The 20954-nt window shown below is 42.2% G+C and carries 17 protein-coding genes and 1 riboswitch; of the genes, 8 read left to right on the top strand and 9 right to left on the bottom strand.

The genetic code is table 11. The features are described from left to right. Positions 1 to 49 precede the first annotated feature (49 nt). The gene (gene upp, locus M3I01_RS12910; RefSeq protein ID WP_275565112.1) at positions 50 to 706 is read right to left on the bottom strand and encodes a uracil phosphoribosyltransferase; all 657 of its coding nucleotides are present in this window, start codon (positions 704 to 706) and stop codon (positions 50 to 52) included. Between the two features lie 281 nt (positions 707 to 987). On the opposite strand from upp, the gene lon reads away from it, so the two are divergent. Together lon and M3I01_RS12900 are read left to right on the top strand one after the other, a co-directional pair. Beyond that, positions 988 to 3426, top strand: coding sequence for an endopeptidase La (lon, locus tag M3I01_RS12905; protein WP_275565111.1), 2439 nt, complete (start codon positions 988 to 990; stop codon positions 3424 to 3426). Positions 3427 to 3552: 126 nt separating this feature from the next. Beyond that, positions 3553 to 4935, top strand: coding sequence for an MATE family efflux transporter (locus M3I01_RS12900; protein ID WP_255896291.1), 1383 nt, complete (start codon positions 3553 to 3555; stop codon positions 4933 to 4935). Positions 4936 to 4947: 12 nt separating this feature from the next. On the opposite strand, the gene M3I01_RS12895 is transcribed toward M3I01_RS12900, so the two are convergent. Beyond that, positions 4948 to 5712, bottom strand: coding sequence for a TlyA family RNA methyltransferase (locus tag M3I01_RS12895; protein ID WP_255896290.1), 765 nt, complete (start codon positions 5710 to 5712; stop codon positions 4948 to 4950). A gap of 121 nt (positions 5713 to 5833) precedes the next feature. Here M3I01_RS12895 and M3I01_RS12890 point away from each other — a divergent pair, with 121 nt between their 5' ends. After that, the gene (locus tag M3I01_RS12890) at positions 5834 to 6670 is read left to right on the top strand and encodes a sulfurtransferase (RefSeq protein WP_255896289.1); all 837 of its coding nucleotides are present in this window, start codon (positions 5834 to 5836) and stop codon (positions 6668 to 6670) included. 39 nt (positions 6671 to 6709) lie between these two features. Here M3I01_RS12890 and M3I01_RS12885 read toward each other — a convergent pair whose 3' ends face one another. Further along, positions 6710 to 7027 (bottom strand): hypothetical protein, encoded by a 318-nt coding sequence (locus M3I01_RS12885; protein ID WP_255896288.1) that lies wholly within the window; start codon positions 7025 to 7027, stop codon positions 6710 to 6712. Between the two features lie 168 nt (positions 7028 to 7195). On the opposite strand from M3I01_RS12885, the gene M3I01_RS12880 reads away from it, so the two are divergent. After that, positions 7196 to 8365: a nucleotide sugar dehydrogenase gene (locus tag M3I01_RS12880; RefSeq protein ID WP_255896287.1), complete on the top strand. Its 1170-nt coding sequence runs from the start codon at positions 7196 to 7198 to the stop codon at positions 8363 to 8365. 47 nt (positions 8366 to 8412) lie between these two features. Then, a complete protein-coding gene (locus M3I01_RS12875; RefSeq protein WP_255896286.1) occupies positions 8413 to 10242 on the top strand; it encodes a DUF3413 domain-containing protein in 1830 nt (609 codons plus the stop codon). Positions 10243 to 10290: 48 nt separating this feature from the next. On the opposite strand, the gene M3I01_RS12870 is transcribed toward M3I01_RS12875, so the two are convergent. From M3I01_RS12870 to M3I01_RS12845, 6 genes are all read right to left on the bottom strand, one after another. Then, positions 10291 to 11340 (bottom strand): glycosyltransferase family 4 protein, encoded by a 1050-nt coding sequence (locus M3I01_RS12870; protein ID WP_255896285.1) that lies wholly within the window; start codon positions 11338 to 11340, stop codon positions 10291 to 10293. An 18-nt stretch (positions 11341 to 11358) separates the two neighbouring features. After that, positions 11359 to 12144, bottom strand: coding sequence for a glycosyltransferase family 2 protein (locus tag M3I01_RS12865; RefSeq protein ID WP_255896284.1), 786 nt, complete (start codon positions 12142 to 12144; stop codon positions 11359 to 11361). Further along, positions 12141 to 13082 (bottom strand): glycosyltransferase family 9 protein, encoded by a 942-nt coding sequence (locus tag M3I01_RS12860; protein ID WP_255896283.1) that lies wholly within the window; start codon positions 13080 to 13082, stop codon positions 12141 to 12143. The genes M3I01_RS12865 and M3I01_RS12860 overlap by 4 nt, the downstream gene beginning before the upstream one ends. Further along, the gene (gene waaF, locus M3I01_RS12855; protein ID WP_255896282.1) at positions 13082 to 14080 is read right to left on the bottom strand and encodes a lipopolysaccharide heptosyltransferase II; all 999 of its coding nucleotides are present in this window, start codon (positions 14078 to 14080) and stop codon (positions 13082 to 13084) included. Before waaF ends, M3I01_RS12860 begins: the two co-directional genes overlap by 1 nt. After that, positions 14073 to 15020 carry an ADP-glyceromanno-heptose 6-epimerase gene (gene rfaD / locus M3I01_RS12850; protein WP_255896281.1) on the bottom strand — a complete coding sequence of 316 codons (948 nt, stop codon included), beginning with the start codon at positions 15018 to 15020 and terminating at the stop codon, positions 14073 to 14075. Before rfaD ends, waaF begins: the two co-directional genes overlap by 8 nt. 69 nt (positions 15021 to 15089) lie before the next feature. Continuing rightward, positions 15090 to 16238, bottom strand: coding sequence for an AGE family epimerase/isomerase (locus tag M3I01_RS12845; RefSeq protein WP_255896280.1), 1149 nt, complete (start codon positions 16236 to 16238; stop codon positions 15090 to 15092). Positions 16239 to 16334: 96 nt separating this feature from the next. Between M3I01_RS12845 and hldE the strand changes: the two genes are divergently transcribed. The 3 genes from hldE to M3I01_RS12830 are packed head-to-tail and all read left to right on the top strand — an operon-like array spanning position 16335 to position 20782. Continuing rightward, positions 16335 to 17762 (top strand): bifunctional D-glycero-beta-D-manno-heptose-7-phosphate kinase/D-glycero-beta-D-manno-heptose 1-phosphate adenylyltransferase HldE, encoded by a 1428-nt coding sequence (gene hldE / locus M3I01_RS12840; protein WP_255896279.1) that lies wholly within the window; start codon positions 16335 to 16337, stop codon positions 17760 to 17762. Further along, positions 17763 to 19553: a lipid A export permease/ATP-binding protein MsbA gene (gene msbA, locus M3I01_RS12835; protein ID WP_255896278.1), complete on the top strand. Its 1791-nt coding sequence runs from the start codon at positions 17763 to 17765 to the stop codon at positions 19551 to 19553. 2 nt (positions 19554 to 19555) lie between these two features. Continuing rightward, positions 19556 to 20782 (top strand): 3-deoxy-D-manno-octulosonic acid transferase, encoded by a 1227-nt coding sequence (locus M3I01_RS12830; protein WP_275565110.1) that lies wholly within the window; start codon positions 19556 to 19558, stop codon positions 20780 to 20782. A gap of 22 nt (positions 20783 to 20804) precedes the next feature. Next, a riboswitch (TPP riboswitch) is annotated at positions 20805 to 20926 on the top strand. Positions 20927 to 20954: the final 28 nt, after the last annotated feature.

The raw sequence follows: 20954 nt of genomic DNA, 5'->3' as shown, positions 1-20954 counted from the left end.
TCTAATGGAAAGAGAGGCTTTTTGTTTAATGAATAGTGATTAATGATGTTTAGCGAGTGCCGTAAATACGGTCGCCTGCATCACCCACGCCGGGTCGAATATAGGCATTTTCGTCCAGGCCACGGTCTATTGATCCGATATACATAGCAACATCTGGGTGCGCTTCTTTAAACGCTTTTATGCCTTCTGGTGCAGCAAAAAGACAGATAAAGCGGATGTCTGAAGCCCCCATTTCTTTCATTTTGTCGATTGCCATAATGGCCGAGTTACCTGTTGCCAGCATGGGATCGACAACAATAATTGTGCGCTCATTAACGGAATGAGGCATTTTTAGGTAGTACTCTACAGGCTGTTTTGTTTCAGGATCGCGATATAGGCCGACGTGTCCAACTCGTGCAGAAGGCGATAGTTTGAGCACACCCTCAGCAAGTCCATTGCCGGCTCTCATGATGGTAACGATACAAAGTTTTTTACCTTTTAGAACCGGACACATGGCTTTTTCTAATGGTGTTTCAATTTCAACATCGACGGTTTCTAAATCTCGTGTTGCTTCATAGCCAATGAGTGTTCCTAGTTCTTCAACTAACATACGAAATTCACGTGTACTGGTGTTTTTATCACGAAGGCTGGTGAGCTTGTGCTTAACAAAAGGGTGTTTAATCACAAAAATGTCGTTGTAAGCCTTAAGGAGTTCATCGCGGATCATTGGCCTTTCCTTTTTTTACTGTGTATAGGGGGGTGTATAAATGAGCGAGTTGTATCTTAATCGTGATTTCTATAATAGCACTAAGTGGGTACTGACCAAATAACTAATCCTGTCTTTAAGGTCGGTTTATTGAAGTGAGTAAGCATTTTGAAAAACGATAGGTGCCGTTGTTTTCGAGAATATTGTCATTACATAGAGTGTAATCCATAAAAAAATAGCGATAAGTTTTCTTAGATCCTGTTTTTTTGAAGTGCAAACACAGATTTATCGAGAATTTAATTATGAGTGATGACGAGCAATATTCAGATTTACAGGAAGAAGACAGTGTAATGGCCGAAGAAGAGAGTGTGGTAATTAGTGACCCTAAAGGGCTTGCTTTACCTGATGATGTTTTACCTGAAACATTATTTATTTTACCCATTTCAAGCCGCCCTTTTTTTCCTGCCCAAGTTCAGCCAGTGATGGTGGATGCGGAGCAATGGGAGGATACCTTAGAGCGTATTGCGGAGCATCCTCAGGCAGTTGTTGGTCTAGTTTATGCCGACAAAGAAGGGAAAAAATCGCCTTCAGTGGATGAGTTTCGTTCGATAGGCTGTGTGGCAAGAGTACACAAAGCCGAGAAACAGAACGATAAGTTGACATTTTTGGCTCAAGGGGTGAAGCGCTTTGAAGTGATTGAATGGCTTAGTGAGACAGCGCCTTATTTAGCAAGGGTTCGCTATATTAATGACGTGAAATCCAATGATGACGAATCGAAGGCGTATTCCATCGCGATCCTTGATGCAATTAAACAGTTGATTCGTTTGAATCCTTTATTCAGTGAAGATCTAAGACAATATCTCGGTCGATTCTCATTTAATGAGTCAGGTTTATTGGCCGACTTTGCCGCTTCTATTACATCGGCGGATGCAGAAGAATTATACGATGTGCTAGCAACGATACCGGTTCATGCTCGTATGCATCTGGCGCTTACTTTATTGAGAAAAGAACTCGAAATTGCACGGTTACAAAATGAAATCAGCGCAGAAGTAAATGATAAAATCAGTAAGCACCAGAGAGATTTCTTTCTGAAGGAGCAACTGAAAATTATTCAGAAAGAATTAGGCATATCAAAAGATGATCGTACGTCTGACGTAGAGACATTTAAAGCAAGACTGGAAGGTAAAACGCTACCCAAATCAGTCAATGACAAGATTCAAGATGAACTGCATAAGCTGAGTATTCTCGAAGCAGGGTCGCCAGAGTATGGCGTTACGCGTAACTATTTGGACTGGTCGACGTCTTTGCCTTGGGGTGTTCATTCTAAGGACAACTTAGACATTGCATTGGCTCGAGATGTTCTTGAATCTCATCACGCAGGTCTAGGAGACATTAAAGACCGTATTGTTGAGTTCTTGGCTTTGGGGGCTCATCGAGGGGAGATGGGAGGCAGTATTTTATTGCTAGTCGGCCCGCCTGGCGTTGGTAAAACGTCCATCGGTAAGTCTATTGCGGAATCGTTGAATCGTAAGTTTTATCGTTTCAGCCTTGGTGGAATGCGTGACGAAGCGGAGATTAAAGGTCACCGACGGACTTATATTGGCGCTTTACCGGGTAAATTTGTACAAGCCTTGAAAGACGTTGAGGTAGAAAATCCCGTTATTATGTTGGATGAAATCGATAAAGTGGGCTCGTCTTTTCAAGGTGATCCTGCCTCTTCTTTGCTTGAAGCCTTGGATCCTGAGCAGAATAGCGAGTTTTTAGATCATTATTTAGACATGCGTATCGATTTATCAAAAGCCTTGTTCATTTGCACGGCAAATCAGTTGGATACCATTCCTTCGCCGTTATTAGATCGAATGGACGTTATTCGACTTTCTGGCTACATAGGCGATGAAAAACTAGCCATTGCTAAGCAGCATCTATGGCCTAAGCTTCTGAAGAAAAATAAGCTTCTGAAGAAACAATTGAATATTACCGATGCAGCGCTTCGACATATTATTGAGCATTATGCTCGTGAAGCGGGCGTTCGTGGTCTGGACAAGTTGTTGCAAAAAGTTTTACGCAAATGTGTTGTTGAGCTAATGACGGGCGAAAAAGACCATATTAATGTTGGTGTCAAAGACGTTGAAGCGTTATTGGGTATGCCTTACTTCCGACCAGAAAAAACACTGCAAGGTGTTGGTGTGGTAACAGGCTTGGCGTGGACGTCTATGGGTGGAGCAACCTTGCCAATTGAAGCGAATAAAGTCCATGAGCTAACGCGGGGCTTGAAGTTGACCGGCAAGCTAGGGGATGTCATGAAAGAATCGGCCGAGATTGCGTACTCCTATGTTTTTTCTCACGCTAAGAGTTATCAAAAAGCGCCTGAGTTTTTTGATAAGAGTTTGGTTCATTTGCATGTGCCTGAAGGGGCAACGCCAAAAGATGGGCCAAGTGCTGGTATCACTATGGCAACGGCTTTATTGTCTTTAGCAAGAAATGAACCTGTACGCAGAGGGCTGGCGATGACCGGAGAATTGACGTTAACCGGTCAAGTGTTAGCGGTTGGTGGTATTAGGGAAAAACTTATTGCTGCAAAGCGCAGTAAAATCACCGAAATAATTTTGCCAGAACCAAATCGTCGCGACTTTGAAGAATTACCTGAGTCGGTAAAAGAAGGCATGACAGTGCATTTTGCTGAGCGCTTTACAGATGTTGAAAAAATCGTGTTTAACCGAGCAAATGGCCATCTTCATTAAGTTATCCTCAAAGTAAGCATTTTCTCAACAGGTCATACATGAGAAAATACGCAACCGGATAAGCATTGCTTGTCCGGTTTTTTATTGTTTGTCGTGCAGTTGATGTGTCATTTTTAGGGGAAACGAATGCCTGGTCCGGCAAAACTTACGCAAGGCTCAACGTTTAAACATGTTGTTTATATGTCTGCCACTGGTGCGTTTGGTTTGATGTGCATGTTTTTGGTAGACCTTGTCGACATGCTTTTTCTTTCTATGCTGGGCGAGAAAGAAGCCGTGGCGGCGGTAGGTTTCGCCAGTACCATTATGTTTTTTACTATTTCGTTGAGTATTGCGGTGTCTATTTCTGCTACCGCTTTAGTATCAAAAGCCGTCGGTGAGGGCAACATTGAGCTTGCGAAGCGTCGCGCGGTGAATGTGTTGGCGTTTGGCATTTTATTTTCTTCTGCCGTTGTCTGGCTGTTATGGCCTAAAATCCCCCATATTTTATTGTCTATTGGCGCGACAGGTCGAACTCTCGACTTAGCGACAGGGTATTTGCAAATTCTAGTGATCGGTATGCCTGCCGTGATGATAGGCATGATTGGTTCTGGGATTATGCGTGCATTAGGCGATGCTCGTCGTGCTATGTACGCCACGTTGGTGGGTGGTTTAGTGAATGCGTTGTTAGACCCTATTTTTATTTTTGCCTTCGGACTGGGTGTGCAGGGCGCTGCTATTGCCTCTTTGATTGCTCGTTTCTCTATGGTTGCGGTCTCTTATTATGGTGTGGTACACATTCATAAAATGCTAGGTGAATTTGACCTAATGGACTTTTTTAAAGACGTTAAGCCTATTTCCCTGATTGCCATTCCTGCCATGTTAACCAATATGTCTTCGCCGTTGGCAAACGCTATTGTCATGGAACATACCTCATTGTTTGGTGATGATGCCGTGGCCGCTGTGGCGGTGATAGGTCGTATTATTCCGGTGGTTTTTGGGGGGATATTTGCGTTGTCTGGTGCGGTTGGGCCTATATTGGGTCAAAACTATGGGGCAGGCCGTTTTGACCGTATGCACAGTGCCATTAGCAGTGCGGTGATATATGCTTTTGCTTACTGCTTAGTGTTGTGTTTTTGTCTTTATCAGATGCAGGATTGGCTTGTTTCTGTGTTCCATGCAACACAAGAGAGTGCGGACTTAATCCGATTTTTTGCCACCTTTGTGTCCTTTAGTTTTTTCTTTCAGAGTTTGCTGTTTATTGCGATTGCTGTCTTTAATAATTTAGGCAAACCGTTTAGCAGTACCTTGTTGAATTTTGGTCGTGCCACCTTAGGTACATGGCCGTTGATTACTGTATTTTCTCTTTTTATGGGCGCTGAAGGAATACTCTTTGGACAGGCGGTTGGATCGGTCATATTTGGGTGTTTGGGTTTTTACATGGCAAGAAACTACATTACTGAGCTTGAGGCTAAAGAGGCGAGTGAGATTGTACTCAGTAATAATCTCCATGGTTACGATGACATTCTTTGAACCGATTTTTTGTTATGTTTGTGTTCGTGTTGCCCACAGCAAAAATTCTTGATTGCCATCGCCCCCTTTTATAGGGCTGTCGATATAACATTTCACTTCGAACCCTAACGTTTTCACGAAAGCTTGCATGTCTTTGGCGAGTTGGTTTACTCGTTGCTTGTCTTTCACTATCCCGCCTTTTCCAATAAATTCCTTTCCTACCTCAAATTGAGGCTTTACAAGCGTGATCAAATGCCCTGTTTTGCTAAGTAGATTAGGTAATTGTGGCAAAATTTTGGTCTGCGAGATGAAGGATACATCCATAACCGCCAGATTAAAGCCGTTTTCAGGAAAATGATTACCTAGGTCTTTAATCGATAAATTGCGTGCATTAACGCCTTCTAAACAGACGATGTTTTGATTGTTACGTAGGCGCGGGTCTAACTGGCCGTGTCCCACTTCTACGCCTACGACACAAGCGGCGCCATGTTGTATAGAACAATCGCTAAAGCCGCCCGTAGATTGGCCGATATCTAATACATGAAAACCTTTGATGTTTAGTTGGGTGTGTCGTAAAGCGCCTTCGAGCTTTAGGGCGCCACGCGAAACATATCGATCTGCGTGGTTCGAGGTAATGTTGACTTCAACGTCGAAGGCCAGTTTTAAGCTGGGTTTGGTGACTTTTATCCATTGCTCGTTTTGTTTGTATGATACTCGCCCTTCACTGATAAAAGTTTGTGCCTGAGAGCGAGATTTTGCAAGGCCTTGCTCGGTGAGGATCAGATCAATACGCAACATAAAAAACTCTGTAAGAAGATAATATTCGCGAATATTAGCAAAAAATGAATAATCAAAGTAGATTTAAAGAAAGAAGAAAAAGTCTATTTTATGATCGCCAACGATTGTCTAAGGAATGCCTGTGATATTAAAAACGCTAATAAATACAAATGAGCTGGCCATGTTGCTTGGTCAGTCTAATGTGGTTGTATTAGACTGCCGATTTTATCTAACCGATCACAGTAAAGGTCAATCAGAATATGATAAAGGGCATATTCCTAGCGCTATTTTTGTCGACGTTCATCACGAGCTTGCCGGCCCAGAAAATGAATTGACGGGTAGGCATCCCTTGCCTGACGAAACCGATTTTTCTAAACAACTGCAAGTTTGGGGGATTGATTCTGCCAGTCAAGTGATTGTATATGATGATATGGGCGGAGCCATTGCGGCTCGAGCTTGGTGGATGCTTAGCCAACAAAATATTGATGTACAGGTTTTAAATGGTGGCTTTCCAGCATGGTTGAAAGAGGGGAGAGACGTTTCATTACTATCTGAAACAGCAAAGGTTACGTTGCACCCGATTAACGTTTCTTTTCCTTGGAGTGTTGCTGAGCAGTCTATTGTTGAAAACTTCGAAACAAATCAATTTCAGTTGGTGGACGCTAGAGCATCGGATCGCTTTAATGGCGAAAATGAAACGCTGGATCCTGTCGCGGGGCACATTCCAGGAGCGATTAACCGTCCTTTTACGGATAACCTAGACGCAGACGGTTACTTTAAACCAGCTGAACAGTTGCACGTAGAATGGAAAGACTGGCTATCGAGTAGTAGTGATGCGTATGTGTACTATTGCGGTTCCGGTGTTACGGCGTGTCATAATGTTTTAGCGTTGAATTATGCCGGAATAGAGGCTAATCAAGTGTACGTAGGGTCTTGGAGTCAGTGGTCGAAGAGAATGTTGCGCGCTGTTGCTCAGTAGGGAGAATAGCCCTTCTCGTACGAGAAGGGCGACAGCCGTTTATTTTTGAGTGACCCCTGCCATGAAGATTTGTACTTCTTGGTGTGTTTCACCCCAAATGTGCGACTTAATGGAAAGTAAAAAATGTTCCGCTTCTTTTAAGGAGACAACCCCATCTACTAATTGAATGCCGATCCCCTCTTGAGTAAAGAAAAAATGCCATGTGTGTTTATCAATGATGACCTCGCCTTCACCGTTATTGTAGCTGACTTGCTGGAAGGGATAATCGCTAGGAATAAAGCAGGAAAGTTCTTGTCCTGAGGTGCCATAGTTAAGATCAGGGATGTAACCTTGACGATCTACCAGTTCAAACTTCATATGGAACTCCTTGTTTTTTATTAAGATTAGCTGAGGTGTTCTTTATTTGCTGTCTTTCTTTATGTAATTAAGAAAAAAAGTATAATTTAGCATTTTTTAATACGATTCAAGCTGTAAAATAGCGTCTTTTGAACACGATTTCTATCTTTAAATATAAGGTATAACTTAATGAAAATAGCAGTGGCAGGCACAGGGTACGTGGGGATTTCTAATGCCCTGTTATTAGCAAAGCATAATCAAGTGGTTGCATTGGACATTGTTGCCGCTAAGGTGGACATGCTTAATAAGAAGCTGTCACCTATTGAAGATCGAGACATAGAACGCTATCTCCTTGAAGAAAATCTTAATTTTATCGCCACGCTAGACAAGGAAGAGGCTTATCTAGGTGCAGATTACGTGATCATTGCGACGCCGACAGATTATGATCCAGAGACTAATTATTTTAACACCAGCCATGTTGAGTCCGTAATTCAGGACGTTATACGCATCAACCCTAATGCTATTATGATCGTAAAATCGACGGTTCCTGTCGGTTTTACAAAATCAGCCAGTCAGCGTTTTTTAACGAGCAACCTCTTGTTCTCTCCTGAGTTTTTACGCGAAGGTAAAGCGCTGTATGACAATTTATACCCTTCTCGTATTGTGGTCGGTGAAGAGTCTGATCGTGCAAAAGTCTTTGCTAACCTCCTTGCTCAAGGGGCAGAAAAAGAGAACATAGACATACTGCTAACTGGTTCCACAGAAGCTGAGGCTATTAAGTTGTTTGCTAATACCTATTTGGCGATGCGAGTTGCTTTTTTTAATGAGTTGGATAGCTACGCAGAATCCCATCAGTTAGATAGCCGTCAGATTATTGAAGGAGTGGGGCTTGATCCTCGTATAGGAAGCCATTACAACAACCCTTCCTTTGGTTATGGCGGTTATTGTTTACCAAAAGACACGAAGCAGCTGCTTGCTAATTATGACAAGGTTCCTAACAACCTCGTTCGAGCGATTGTTGATGCTAACGTAACAAGAAAAGACTTCGTGGCGAAATCTATTCTTAAAGATAACCCTAAGATAGTAGGAATCTACCGATTGGTGATGAAGGTGGGTTCAGATAATTTCAGGGCTTCTGCCATTCAAGGTGTCATGAAGCGAATTAAAGCCAAAGGCGTGGAAGTCGTTGTATATGAGCCCGCTCTTCTGGAAGATAATTTTTTTAACTCTAAAGTGATTAAAAGCCTAGAAGAGTTTAAAAATATGTCAGATGTGATCGTCGCGAATCGAATGACGGATGATATGTTAGATGTAAAAGACAAAGTGTATACACGTGATTTATTTGGTGTAGATTCTTGATTTGATCTCTGGTTTTAATATTTAAAATGATGTTCTAGGTTTGCATTATGACTTTTGGAAATAGACGTTCTGTTTTTAGTTGTTTTTTAATAATAAATATAGGTTTTTCTGCTCTTTTAGCTATTAGGTATTTCTCATTCTTACCAGAGTTTCCTACTGACATATTAGGCGCATCTTTTATTGTCACAAGCTTAATAGGGCAAATGGCATTGCTAGGTGGGATTCTTGGCCTTTTTACGTTCTTTTTTACCTTTTTATCAAGACGACTATTTTATTTGATCGTTAGTTTTCTATCGTCGGCGTTTCTGTTTGTTCTTTTAATCGATACATTTGTTTTTGCTCAATATCGTTTTCATATCAATGAGGTCGTTCTTAAGTTGGTGTTATCCGGCGATGTAGTTGATTTTTCCATCGTTACTTGGCTTGTTGCAATTTTTAGTTTTCTTTTTATATTTGCAATCGAATATTTTTTACTTCATTTTTTGAGTGCCCGCTCAGGGCTGTGGGGTAAAAAAAGGTATTTTGTATTCTTGTTTGTCTTGTGTTTTTTTATAAGCAATTTTATTCATATATGGGCATCAGCAAACGCTTATCAGCCCGTTACTATAAGTAAAAGTTATTTACCCCTTTTTCAGCCCGCTACGGCAAATGGGTTAATGCGGAAATATGGCTGGATTGATGAGAAATCCTTAGAACAGAAAAAAGCACTGTCCTTAAAAATAAGTAGTAATCTTAATTACCCTACTGAAAAATTGAGCACGGTCGCGGTTAATAAGCCCGTTAATCTCATGTTTTTAGTGGTAGATTCTTGGCGCTTTGATACTTTTAATGCCGAAAATTCACCCAATATATTGGCTTATGCTCAACGTGGTGTTTCCTTTACAAATCATATATCCACAGGAAATGCGACTCGAACAGGGATCTTTGGTCTTTTTTATGGCTTGCCAGGAACGTATTGGCAAAATATGTTATCTAATCAGAAATCGCCTGTTTTTATGGACCGTCTTCAAGCATTGGATTATCAATTAGGTATTTTCACTTCTGCTTCTTTAACTGACCCTGAGTTTAATCAAACTGTTTTTACTAAAGTGAGCAACCTACGTCTAAGGTCTGAAGGGCGCTCTCCTTCTGAAAGAGATAAAAACCTAACAGAGGATTGGTTGCAGTGGTATCAACATAGAGATAAATCTAAGCCCGCTTTTTCGTTTCTTTTTTACGATGCCCCACACGGCTACGATTTCCCACAAGATTATGATAAAAAATATGAACCTATGTTGGATGCAGTTAATTACTTAGCTCTCAATAAGGATACGGACCCAACTCGATTTATGAATCGCTATAAAACGAGTGTTCGCTATGTGGATGATTTGGCTAAGAAGGTATTTGATGAATTGAGAGCAACGGGCGATGCTGATAATACGGTGGTGATTATTACTGGCGACCATGCTCAAGAATTGAATGACAACAAATTAAACTACTGGGGGCATAATAGTAACTTTACGGCAGCACAAACTCATGTACCTTTTGTGATGGTTGGACCTGATATCAAAATGAAATTACAGGGGAAAGAGAGGCCATCTATAACGAGCCATGAAGACGTTATACCAACATTAATGAAACATTATCTTGGCGTCACAAGCCCTTTGGAAGCTTATTCAGGAGGCATTGATCTTTTGGATAAAGCTGAGAATCGAGACTGGGTGTTGTCTTCAAGTTATGCTGGCTATGCGATGATTACTCATGACACTATTTTGGAAGTGGGTGCTGGTGGTCAATATACAATATATGACCTAACCAACCGAATAAAAAAGGAGGCAGAGCCTAACTATGTCTATTTAAAAGAAGCACTAGAAAGTGTGAGTCGTTTTAGAAAATAGATAGGCTAATAAAATTCATTTTCTCTTTAGAATAATAGCTTGAGACTTTTAGTCTCGGGCTATTATTTTTTCATAGAGTGACAAGTAACTTTCTGCCATTCTTTGTGGAGTGTAGTTTTCGAGTTGTTTTTTTGCGCCTTCAATCAGGGTTGCTTGAAGCTCTTTGTCTTCAGAGAGTCTTATTATGGCCTCTTTCAGCGCTAAGCTATCGTTTGGTGCGACAAGTATCCCTGTTTCGTTGTCAATAACAATGTCTGGAATGCCGCCGACATTAGAGGCAATGATAGGTACACCAGCGTCCATTACATCTAATAGAGTCGAGCCCAAACCTTCATTCCGAGAGGGGAAGGCAAAGAGATCAAAGAATGGTAAATAGTCCCCAATCTTTGGTTTAAACCCCATCCATGTAATATTTTTATTTCCTTTGGATAAAGACTCAAGCTCATCTTTGTCTGCACCGTCTCCGAAAAAGACAATATGTAAATTCGGATGACTTTCTTCCAATAGGCTGGCAGCTTCAATAAGAACCTTTTGGCCCTTATGCTTATCAACGAGCGCACCTACATGACCAACGATGATTTTGCCCAGAAAAGCACTTCGGAAGGCTTCACCTTGTTTTTTGTCGGTATTTAAGTGGGCCAATGTGCTGGGTATTTGATCGACCTCTCCCCATTGCTTATCGCGAATTTGGTTTGCAATAATAGTGGATATGCCCACCAATGCTGATGCATTACGATACGTTTTTTGGTTGAACCATTTTTCTTTGATGGGTGTGTCGACTCGCCGAGTAATAATGTAGGGCGTATTTTTTAGTACTTTGTGTAGATAAGCCCAATGAACGGCTTTGGCTTCATGTGCATGAACGATATCAACATAAGGTGTTGAATAGTGACCAGATAACTGATGGTTTGCTGTAACGAATGTCAGGCCTTCAACGTCTTCAAGCCTTGAGCGAAGAGGTGAGTTATCGCGGCAAGCAAGTAGTTGTTTGGTTTTAAAGTGCTTGGACAGAGCCCTAATGAGAAGCTCAGTTTGCCTTTCTCCACCGCGGAAGCCTTTGGCCAGATTTACATGAAGTACGGTTAACGTTTTGCTCAAAGTGTGTCGCCTGTTTTATTACCAAATATTTTTGAAGTCATCTTGTTTTGTGACGCTAGGATCTCGCTGGTATTCGAGCAGTTTTGCGTATTTTAGGTAGCTATTGACGGCTGCACTTAACGCTACCGTCATTCCATCTACGCCGCCCATGAATCCTCGCTGAAAAATATACTTACGGATAAAAGCATTTAGGCCATGGGTAAAAGGAGAGAAAGAGTTGGCTCGTTTTCCTTTTGCATACATAATTTTAGCGGCTCTTCCGCTGAAGTTACGACCGGGCTTGGCAAATAATTCACCAATATTTTTAAATGAAAAGTGAATAATGTCAGCATCGATGTGTTTGATTTTTTTAGTCTGTACACTGGCGTGCTGTTTTACATCGGCAAAACGTGTTTTTTCTGTATTGTATAATCGAATGCAACGATCAGGATACCAACCGCAATGTTTAATCCATCGATTACCAATCATGTTTTGTCTACGAAATGAATAGCCTTCAAGACTGGTGGATTCTAAGCTTAGTTGCTGAATAGCGAGTGTCATTTCTGGTGTTAAGCGTTCATCCGCATCTAGGCTTAATACCCAAGCGTTTTGAGTATGGTTCAGTGCGACATTTTTTTGGATACCATCGCCTAAGTAAGGTTGATTGATGATGGTTGCACCTAAACGCCTTGCGATCTCAATGGTATTATCAGTACTTCCTGAGTCAACCACGATAATTTCATCGCAAACAGTTTGCATTGATTCTATACAAGCCGCGATGTTTTTTTCTTCATTGAGAGTAATGATGTTGCCTGAAATTTTCATGCTTGGCTCTTTAATAAGTTAACAGCGCATTCCGTCACGCTTTTGGTGGTAATTGTTTTTATGTCATGCCCTTTTTGTGGGAGCACTTTAACCGACTTTGGATGAGTGAGGAACCATTCCGTATTTGGCTCTCTAAAAAGGCCTATGTAGGGTTTCTGCATGCATTGAGCTATATGAGATGGGCCACAATCATTTGCTATGGTTAAGTCACAGTTGTCCACTAGTTTTGCGATATCTTTTAGAGGAAGGTTTACATGCAGAGACAAATGGTTAGAGTCACCCAGTTTTTTTACGTAATGAATTTCTTCTTTTTCATCAGGACCTAATAAAATATGGATATGGCATGTTCTTTTTAGTGTATTCGCAATGGCTTCACCAGCCGCAATAAAATGATCAATGCCCCATTTTTTAATCTCTCCAGCACCGCCACCGGGCATCATTAGTATATTCAATTCTGCTTTTTTTAGATTAAGTGTTGATGCTTGCATTAGTGTGAAGAAAGGCGCGGCAAGGGCTGGTAACAAAGCCTGCTCATCTTTGATGAAAACCTTTAGGTACCCTAATGCCCGATACTCCGCTTCACATAAAACGTTATGTTTCTCCGATGTTAGGTTGGCTAAGAAGGCGGTTTTAACGAAGTCAAAACAGCGCCCTTTTTTAAACAGCGCGTATAACACAACTGACAGACGGTTGCTTGGTCTTAAGTTAAGTAAACGATGAGTGCTTTTTAGTGCTTTCAGCTCTTCAATCTTACTATTTGAATCAATACACTCTTTTACCCAAGGTAGTTGGTTATAAATCCAAGCTACATTGCTTTTTGATGAAAGAATGAGAGGTTCTTGATGACAGTAATTCTGGCTGAAGTGAGCCAATACCGGAATCGTTGTTATTTGAGCGCCAAGATGGGGCCTATTTCTAAGTAATACAAGATTCATCATCAGACGACAGCCTTTATCACCATGTCAGGAGTAAGTTGGTTCTGACAGTTTGTATGCTCTAATGGGCAAATTCGTTTAAAGCATGGAGAGCACTCAAGGTGGAGATTATGAATGGTCTTGTTATCAGTGAGTGGTGGTGTAAATAGTTCGCTGGTGGAGCCATAAATACCATGGACCTCTGTGCCGACCGCGGCGGCAATGTGCATTAAACCTGAATCATTGCTGACGGCTTTTTTAGCGGCCGCTAGTAGGTCGATAGCGTCCACCAGTTGTGTTTTTCCGCATAAGTTGACGGCAAATTCACCAAGATGCTCAACAATGTTGTCTCCGTCGCTTTGGTCTTTTGGCCCGCCTAATACCCAAATTTGGTAACCCGCTTCAATGGCGCTTTTGGCTAATTCGTAAAAATAGGCGATAGGCCATTGTTTAGAAGGGCCAAATTCTGCGCCGGCCATAAGGGCGATAGCTGGTCTGTTCGATAGGTTGTGTTGTTGATAAAGGCTTTTTTGGTTTTCTGGGTCAACACGCAAAGAGGGTGATGGTATGTCTGTGGGCGGGTAAGCCAGTTCCTTGGGAACGCCTAAGGATGTAAAGCGTTTTACCGTTTGATTTAAAACACTTTTATCCAGCTTACGATGTTCGTTCAGCAAAATATAGCGTTGTTCGCCTGTAAAGCCCACACGATGTGGAACATTGGCAAAAAAAGGCACCAGTGCAGACTTCCATGAACGAGGCATTATGATTGCTTGATCATAATGCTCCGAACGTAGCGAATGACCTAGTTTACGGCGCGTGCCGATTCCCCATTCACCGTGGCCTGTGGGTAGGGTAATTGCATTTCTTATTTCTGGCATTCTGGCCAAAATAGGCGATGACCAATTTGGACCGATGACATCGATGATTGCTTCTTCATCACGCTGCTTTAGCGTAATAAAAAGGCTTTGCGCCATCACCATGTCGCCAACCCAAGATGGGCCAACAATTAAATATTTAGCCATTCGAGTCGAGCCAACCTAGATAATCTTGAACGCCTTGCGCTAATCCGCGGAAATCCCCTGTGTAACCAATACCCCGTAATTTGGTTATATCGGCTTCGGTAAAGCTTTGATAGGCACCTTTTAAATGTTCTGGAAAAGGGATGTATTCGATTTCGCCTTTCCCATAATGTCCGATAACGGTTTCAGCAATGGTTCTAAATGGTTCTGCTTTGCCGGTACCTAGGTTAAATATACCAGACTTGTCTGAATTCTCTAGGAACCAAAGTTTGGTATTAACCAGATCTTCAACATAAATAAAATCACGGCTTTGGCCACCTGCTTCATAGCCGTCATAAGCCCCAAATAATTTTGGATTTTCATCAGCGAGTACTTGGTTTCGAAGGTGAAAGGCAACACTAGCCATGCTGCCTTTATGTTGCTCTCGAGGCCCGTAGACATTGAAGTAACGAAAGCCAACAATCTGACTTTTTGCCTTAGGCAGAACGGCGCGAATATATTGATCAAATTGAAATTTGGAATATGCGTACATATTAAGAGGTTTTTCGTTTTCACGAGACTCTTGGAAAACAGGGCCTGAACCATAAACAGAAGCTGAAGACGCATAGGAAAAGGGCGCTTCATGTTTTAGGCAAAAGTCCAATACGGCTTTTGAGTATTGGTAATTGACATCCATCACAAATTTACCATTCCACTCGGTGGTGGCGGAGCAGGCTCCTTCATGGAAAATGGCAATGGGTTTAATGCCTAGCGTATCGTTCTTAATCGCATCTAGAAAATCATACATATCCATGTAGTCTGCAATATCCAGATCAGAGAGATTAAGGCACTTTTTTCCATCCGTTAAATCGTCAACTAAAAGGATATCTTTGATGCCTTTTTTATTTAACGCTTTGATGATGTTGCTGCCAATAAATCCGGCACCGCCAGTAACTATATACATAATACATTTATCCTAATGTGGGAGGCGTTGTCTTTTGAGGTTTTGCCTAAGATGATCAGTAAGCCAAACTTAAGCATAATCCTGAAAACCATTGTTCGCTTTTGCCCATGCTACCACTTCTGTTAGGCCGAGAAAAATATGATAGCTGCTGGTTCCGGGGAGCGGAAAGTCTTTTGGTGTATTGTCTTCGTTGAGATACTCATTCCATCGACCATTTTTTAAAAAATAGTGTTGCTGAGTAAAGTCGAGAGCCTTCTCTAAGTGGTCTATTTTTTCTTCTTTGCCAATAGGGATGACGGTTATTGCTTTAAGGTATTCTGTGATCGGCCAGACGCGTTTTTCTCTATCAATGGGTTGGTAGTTGTTGCCGTCTATTTGGTTATAAATACCCCCATTGTTTGCGAATCCGTGACGAGTGGCCGTTAACCATAATTGCTGAGCTAACTCGGTATAGTCGGAGTTGGGTAGTATTTTATTAGCCTGATAAAGTAACCATACCCACTCGAAGTGATGGCCTGGTTCTACTTGATTACCCGTGTCAGGATGAAGATGCCAATCTGAGCTAAAAAATTCACGCAGTGTTTTTGTGTCTTTGTGATAGAAGTGTTGAATAGACAACGAGAGAAGCGATTTAATCGTGTCTTTATAATCGCTATCTTGCGTAGTGTTAAAGGCTGCAATATAGCCTTCTAGCAAGTGCATGTGTGGGTTCTGTCGGCGAATTTGGTTGGTGTCGACAGGGTGCGCCTCATAAAAACCACCAGACTCTGCTTGCATGTTTTCTAGCAAAAAAAGGTGTGTTTTTTTCATATATTGAAGAGCGCGATCATCTTTTGTTACTTGATAGTAGTGACTAAACGCTAATAAAACAAAGGCGAGAGCATACGCATCAGACTGTTTGTCTTTTACAGAAAGGTCGTCGTTTAACGAAAAAATCCAGCGTTCATCAAGGAAGTAATGCGAGGTGATGAAGTCGAAAAGTGGTGTTAATGTTGTTTGCCATTTGGGTGTGTTTTTTATCTGGCATGCATGGCTAAAGGTATAGAGTTGTCGGCATTGAGTAAGTAGGCGAATTCGTCCCACTGAGTTTTTTGTCCAGTCGTGAGTCATACTTTCATAGCTAAAGCCTTGTTCTTGATTGATGCCATAAAGCGACCAGTTGCTTAGTAGCTCATCAAATAAGAATGATTGGCTAGATAATAGAGCGGAATTCAGCATAGTATAAAAGCCTTATTTCGTATGTTTTAGGTATGTCCAACTTGGTGAGGGAGTATGATAAGATGAGCGACTCTAAAAATCGATTATTATGTGCCTATGAACTCTTCGTATCTGAATTTTAAAGACAAACACATCCTCGTCGTTGGGGACGTAATGTTAGATCGCTACTGGCATGGTGGCACCTCTCGTATTTCTCCTGAAGCACCCGTTCAAGTGGTGAAAGTGTCCAATATTGAAGATCGCCCTGGTGGGGCTGCGAACGTTGCACTTGGTTTAGCCAAGTTAGGCGTGTCGGTGACACTGGTTGGTGTGGTCGGTAATGATGAAAATGCGGATATTTTAGCGCGTTGCTTGGAAGAAGTGGGCGTTACGTGCCGATTTGTTCGTTCTGAAAATCTGCCAACGATTACAAAGTTGCGAGTGATGAGCCGCCATCAACAACTTATCCGTTTGGATTTTGAAGAGCGCGAAGACAGTCTTTCTCAGAATGAGGCGCTAGCAAGTGTTGTAGAAGAGTGCCTGCCTGAATCGGATGCGGTTATTTTTTCAGATTATGCAAAAGGGTGTCTTGCCGATGTTCAGACTCTTATTGCCTTATCAAATACAGCGAATGTCCCTAGTTTTGTTGACCCAAAAGGCAATGATTTTTCGATTTATCGAGGAGCTACGTTGGTTAAACCAAACCTACTTGAGTTCGAAACGATTGTGGGTAAATGCAGCTCAACGAAAGAGTTAGAAGAGAAAGCGACAGCGCTTCGTAAGCAGTTTGGCTGGAAGGCCTTGCTCGTGACTCGTGGTGAAGATGGCTTGATTTTACTGAGTGATGACAAACCGCCTTTTTCATTGGCGACGGCTGCAAAAGAAGTCTTTGATGTTACTGGCGCTGGCGACACCGTTGTGGCGGTTTTAACGGCTGTTTATGTTACCAGTAAACGCTTTATAGATGCAGTCGAATACGCTAATCAGGCAGCGGGTTATGTGGTTGGGAAATTAGGCACGGCATCTATCAGTGCTGAGCGATTAGAGGCCATCATGTTTCAGCGTTCGCACACATCGAATTTTGGCGTGCTTTCACCTGATGACTTGCTCGCACAAATTAAGTTGGCGCAAATGAACGGTGAAAAAATTGTTTTTACAAACGGTTGTTTCGATATTCTTCACCCTGGACACATCGCTTACATGAAACAGGCTAAAGCGCTTGGAGATAGATTGATTGTTGCGGTCAATACCGATGCATCAGTGAAGCGCCTCAAAGGGGAAAAACGCCCGATAAATCATTTGGTTCACCGCATGTCTGTACTTGAAGGGGTGGGAGCGATTGATTGGGTTACTTGGTTTGATGAAGACACACCAAAAGAAATAATTGAATTCCTAACGCCAGATGTACTGGTTAAAGGCGGAGACTATACCATAGAGACAATTGTTGGCGCTGATCATGTATTGGCTCATGGCGGCGAAGTGAAAGTTCTGACTTTTGTAGATGGTTATTCAACCACAGCTATTATCGAAAAAGCGAATCTGTAAATGCAAGATAAAGAAAATATTGAGGCTGAAACTGAAACACCAATAATACCCGTTTCCGGCATGAAGGTTTACCTGCGCTTACTCAGCTATGTTCGTTCTTCTTGGGTGTATTTGCTGCTAAGTATTTTGGGTTACGTTATTTATGCCGCGATGGAGCCTGCTCTAGCGGCTTTGTTAAAGCATATTGTGGATGTTGTCTCCGCAGGGAATATTTCTGATAGCCGATTAATGATTCCTTTGGCAATTTTAGGGGTTTTTATTGCTCGAGGTGTAGGGACATTCTTGGGTAACTACTTTATGGCGAAAGTAGCGAATAATGTCGTATTCGATTTACGCACCAGTATGTTTAATAAATTGGTGCTTCTTCCTTCTAATTATTACCACTCTATTCCTACTGGTCGCTTATTGGCCAAACTGACGTATGACACGGAGCAAGTAATTGGTTCTATTACTCAGGCAATACGAGTGCTGCTACGAGAAGGTTTAACGGTCGTTGGTTTATTGAGTTACATGATTTACATGAACTGGCGTTTGTCTTTGTTGTTTCTGTTGGTTGTTCCTCTCATTGGCTTGGTTGTTTCTTATGCTTCTAAGCGTTTTCGTAAATTGAGCACTCGCATTCAAAATGCGATGGGTGGCGTTACAGATGTCGCTTCTGAAGCCATTAAAGGGCACGAAGTTGTTAAAATATTTGGTGGCAGTGAATATGAAATCGAGCGATTTCGTGGCGCGGCAAATGAAAATCGCCGTTCCCAGCTGAAAATGGAAATGACTAAGTCGCTAAATATTCCTATTGTTCAGTTTATCTTAGCAATAATGATGGCCATTTTAGTATGGTTTGCTTTGAGCCCAACGATTAGTTCTCATATGTCTCCTGGCGACTTTATTGCCTTTCTTACTGCGGCAGGGATGTTAGGTAAGCCTATTCGCCAGTTAACCGATGTGAACAGTATTTTGCAAAAAGGCATTGCCGCGTCTTACAGCATTTTTGACTTCTTAGATTTACCGGAAGAAGTGGATAAGGGGCAAACACCAGCGGCACGTTTGAAAGGAAATATTGAGTGGCGTTCTATGTCATTTAAATATCCCGGTGCGGATAAATTGGCGCTGAAAAATATCACTTTGTCCTTACCTGCTGGGAAAACCTTAGCACTGGTTGGACGTTCTGGTAGTGGTAAATCCACTATGGCAAATTTGATTCCTCGTTTTTACGACTTTGATGATGGTCAATTAAACATTGATGGTGTTTTCCTCAATGATTATAAACTGACAGAGCTGCGCTCTAATATAGCCTTGGTAAATCAACAGGTTGTGCTCTTTAATGGTACAATTCGGGACAATATCGCATACGGTTTTTTGCGTGACACCAGTGATAAAGAGGTTATTGAAGCGGCTAAAGCAGCGAATGCTTGGGACTTTATTCAAGAGCTTGACCATGGACTAGACACCATGGTTGGTGAAAATGGTGTGCTTTTATCGGGTGGTCAGCGTCAGCGTATAGCTATTGCGAGAGCCATTTTAAAAAACGCGCCTATTTTAATTCTGGACGAAGCAACGTCTGCGTTGGATACCGAATCAGAGCGAGCTATTCAGGTTGCATTGGATGGTTTAATGGCGAATCGAACAACCATTGCTATTGCCCACCGCTTATCGACCATAGAAAATGCCGACATCATTGCCGTGGTTGATCATGGTGAGATTATTGAGCAAGGCTCACACAGCGAGTTGCTGGCGATGAACGGGGCTTATGCGCAACTTCATAATCAACAATTTAGCGAAACGCCGGCTTAATTATGTGGCTGTATCAAGCGTTATTGGTTTTATTTACGCCGTTAATTTTATTAAAAATTCGACGATTTAAAAAAACGTACTCACATTATCGAGCGCAAGAGGCTTTGGGCTTTTGGCCTGCGGTTGAGGCTGACCTTTGGATTCACTGTGCCTCGGTCGGAGAAGTTCTTGCGGCTCGACCACTGGTACTCCAATGGCGAGAAAAATTCCCTGCGAGCCGTCTTTTAATTACCACCATGACGCCAACAGGCGCAGAGCAAGTAGGCAAAGAGTTTCCTTTTGCTGAGCATAGATATTTGCCGATGGACTGGAGCAGCAGTGTTAGCAGGGCGCTGAAGAAACTGGACTGCAAACATCTATTGATTATTGAAACAGAGCTTTGGCCCAATCTATTAAAACACGCTAAGCGGTGTGGTTTACGTATCGATGTCGTGAATGCCCGTTTGAGCGATCGTTCCTTTCAGCGCTATAAAAAACTCTCTCTTGTTTCTCGCCCTTTATTTAAATTCCCTGATAGTTTTTTAGCCCATGCGCAAGCGGATGCCGCTCGTTTTGAGGCGCTTGGTGCGAAAAAAGTATTGGTTACCGGAAGTATTAAATTTGACCTCGCGGTTGCTCCTGAGGTTTTACAGGCTAATTGGCGTCGACAGCTTGGTTCGCGTTTTGTCTGGGTGGGGGGAAGTACTCATCATGGCGAAGACGACATGTTATTGCGTATACATAAGGCGCTTTTACCAAAGTATCCAGACGCTTTATTAATATTGGTTCCTCGTCACCCTGAACGCTTTGGTGCGGTTTATGCTTCGGCGAAGCAGTCTTTTGAGCGAGTTGCGCTACGCAGTCAAACGCCACCAGATCAATGGTGTGATTTTGATGTGGTGATTGGGGATTCTATGGGCGAAATGATGAATTATTATCAAGCTTGTGATGTCGCTTTTGTTGGTGGGAGTTTGATTAAGCGCGGTGGGCATAATCCCATCGAGCCTGCATTACTGGGTAAAGCGATTCTTGTTGGGCCTCATACCTTTAATTTCTTAGATATCACGAATCAATTGTTGCAAGTAAATGGCGCCGTGCAATGTCAGGATGAAGCGCAATTACAACGTGCTATTGTTACTCTTGCTGGTCAATCTTCTCAGCGATATCGGCTAGGGCAAATAGCGTTGCGTTTTGCTGAGAAGAATCAAGGTGCAGTGACTCGGGTTCTTGCGGAAATAGACTTCCGCTGAGGGACTCTTTACAATGAAGGTACATTATCTCATGGGGTGCTTTGTCTTATATTAAGAAGACAGAAGCTGAGAAGCGAATTAATCGCTAACCCACCGAACCTGATCCAGATTATGCTGGCGTAGGAATCGAGATAGCAAGTTTCGCTACAGTAATATCGTAGATTGAAAGCAG

The sequence above is a fragment of the Marinomonas maritima genome (genome assembly GCF_024435075.2).
In the GTDB taxonomy this organism is placed as follows: Bacteria; Pseudomonadota; Gammaproteobacteria; order Pseudomonadales; family Marinomonadaceae; genus Marinomonas; species Marinomonas maritima.
This window is presented reverse-complemented; position numbering and strand designations above follow the sequence as displayed.

Bases quoted from the DNA above. Each gene is read 5' to 3' on its own strand.
- upp (WP_275565112.1), bottom strand. From the start codon at position 706: ATGATCCGCGATGAACTCCTTAAGGCTTACAACGACATTTTTGTGATT.
- lon (WP_275565111.1), top strand. From the start codon at position 988: ATGAGTGATGACGAGCAATATTCAGATTTACAGGAAGAAGACAGTGTA.
- M3I01_RS12900 (WP_255896291.1), top strand. From the start codon at position 3,553: ATGCCTGGTCCGGCAAAACTTACGCAAGGCTCAACGTTTAAACATGTT.
- M3I01_RS12895 (WP_255896290.1), bottom strand. From the start codon at position 5,712: ATGTTGCGTATTGATCTGATCCTCACCGAGCAAGGCCTTGCAAAATCT.
- M3I01_RS12885 (WP_255896288.1), bottom strand. From the start codon at position 7,027: ATGAAGTTTGAACTGGTAGATCGTCAAGGTTACATCCCTGATCTTAAC.
- M3I01_RS12880 (WP_255896287.1), top strand. From the start codon at position 7,196: ATGAAAATAGCAGTGGCAGGCACAGGGTACGTGGGGATTTCTAATGCC.
- M3I01_RS12875 (WP_255896286.1), top strand. From the start codon at position 8,413: ATGACTTTTGGAAATAGACGTTCTGTTTTTAGTTGTTTTTTAATAATA.
- M3I01_RS12865 (WP_255896284.1), bottom strand. From the start codon at position 12,144: ATGAAAATTTCAGGCAACATCATTACTCTCAATGAAGAAAAAAACATC.
- M3I01_RS12860 (WP_255896283.1), bottom strand. From the start codon at position 13,082: ATGATGAATCTTGTATTACTTAGAAATAGGCCCCATCTTGGCGCTCAA.
- waaF (WP_255896282.1), bottom strand. From the start codon at position 14,080: ATGGCTAAATATTTAATTGTTGGCCCATCTTGGGTTGGCGACATGGTG.
- rfaD (WP_255896281.1), bottom strand. From the start codon at position 15,020: ATGTATATAGTTACTGGCGGTGCCGGATTTATTGGCAGCAACATCATC.
- M3I01_RS12845 (WP_255896280.1), bottom strand. From the start codon at position 16,238: ATGCTGAATTCCGCTCTATTATCTAGCCAATCATTCTTATTTGATGAG.
- hldE (WP_255896279.1), top strand. From the start codon at position 16,335: ATGAACTCTTCGTATCTGAATTTTAAAGACAAACACATCCTCGTCGTT.
- msbA (WP_255896278.1), top strand. From the start codon at position 17,763: ATGCAAGATAAAGAAAATATTGAGGCTGAAACTGAAACACCAATAATA.
- M3I01_RS12830 (WP_275565110.1), top strand. From the start codon at position 19,556: ATGTGGCTGTATCAAGCGTTATTGGTTTTATTTACGCCGTTAATTTTA.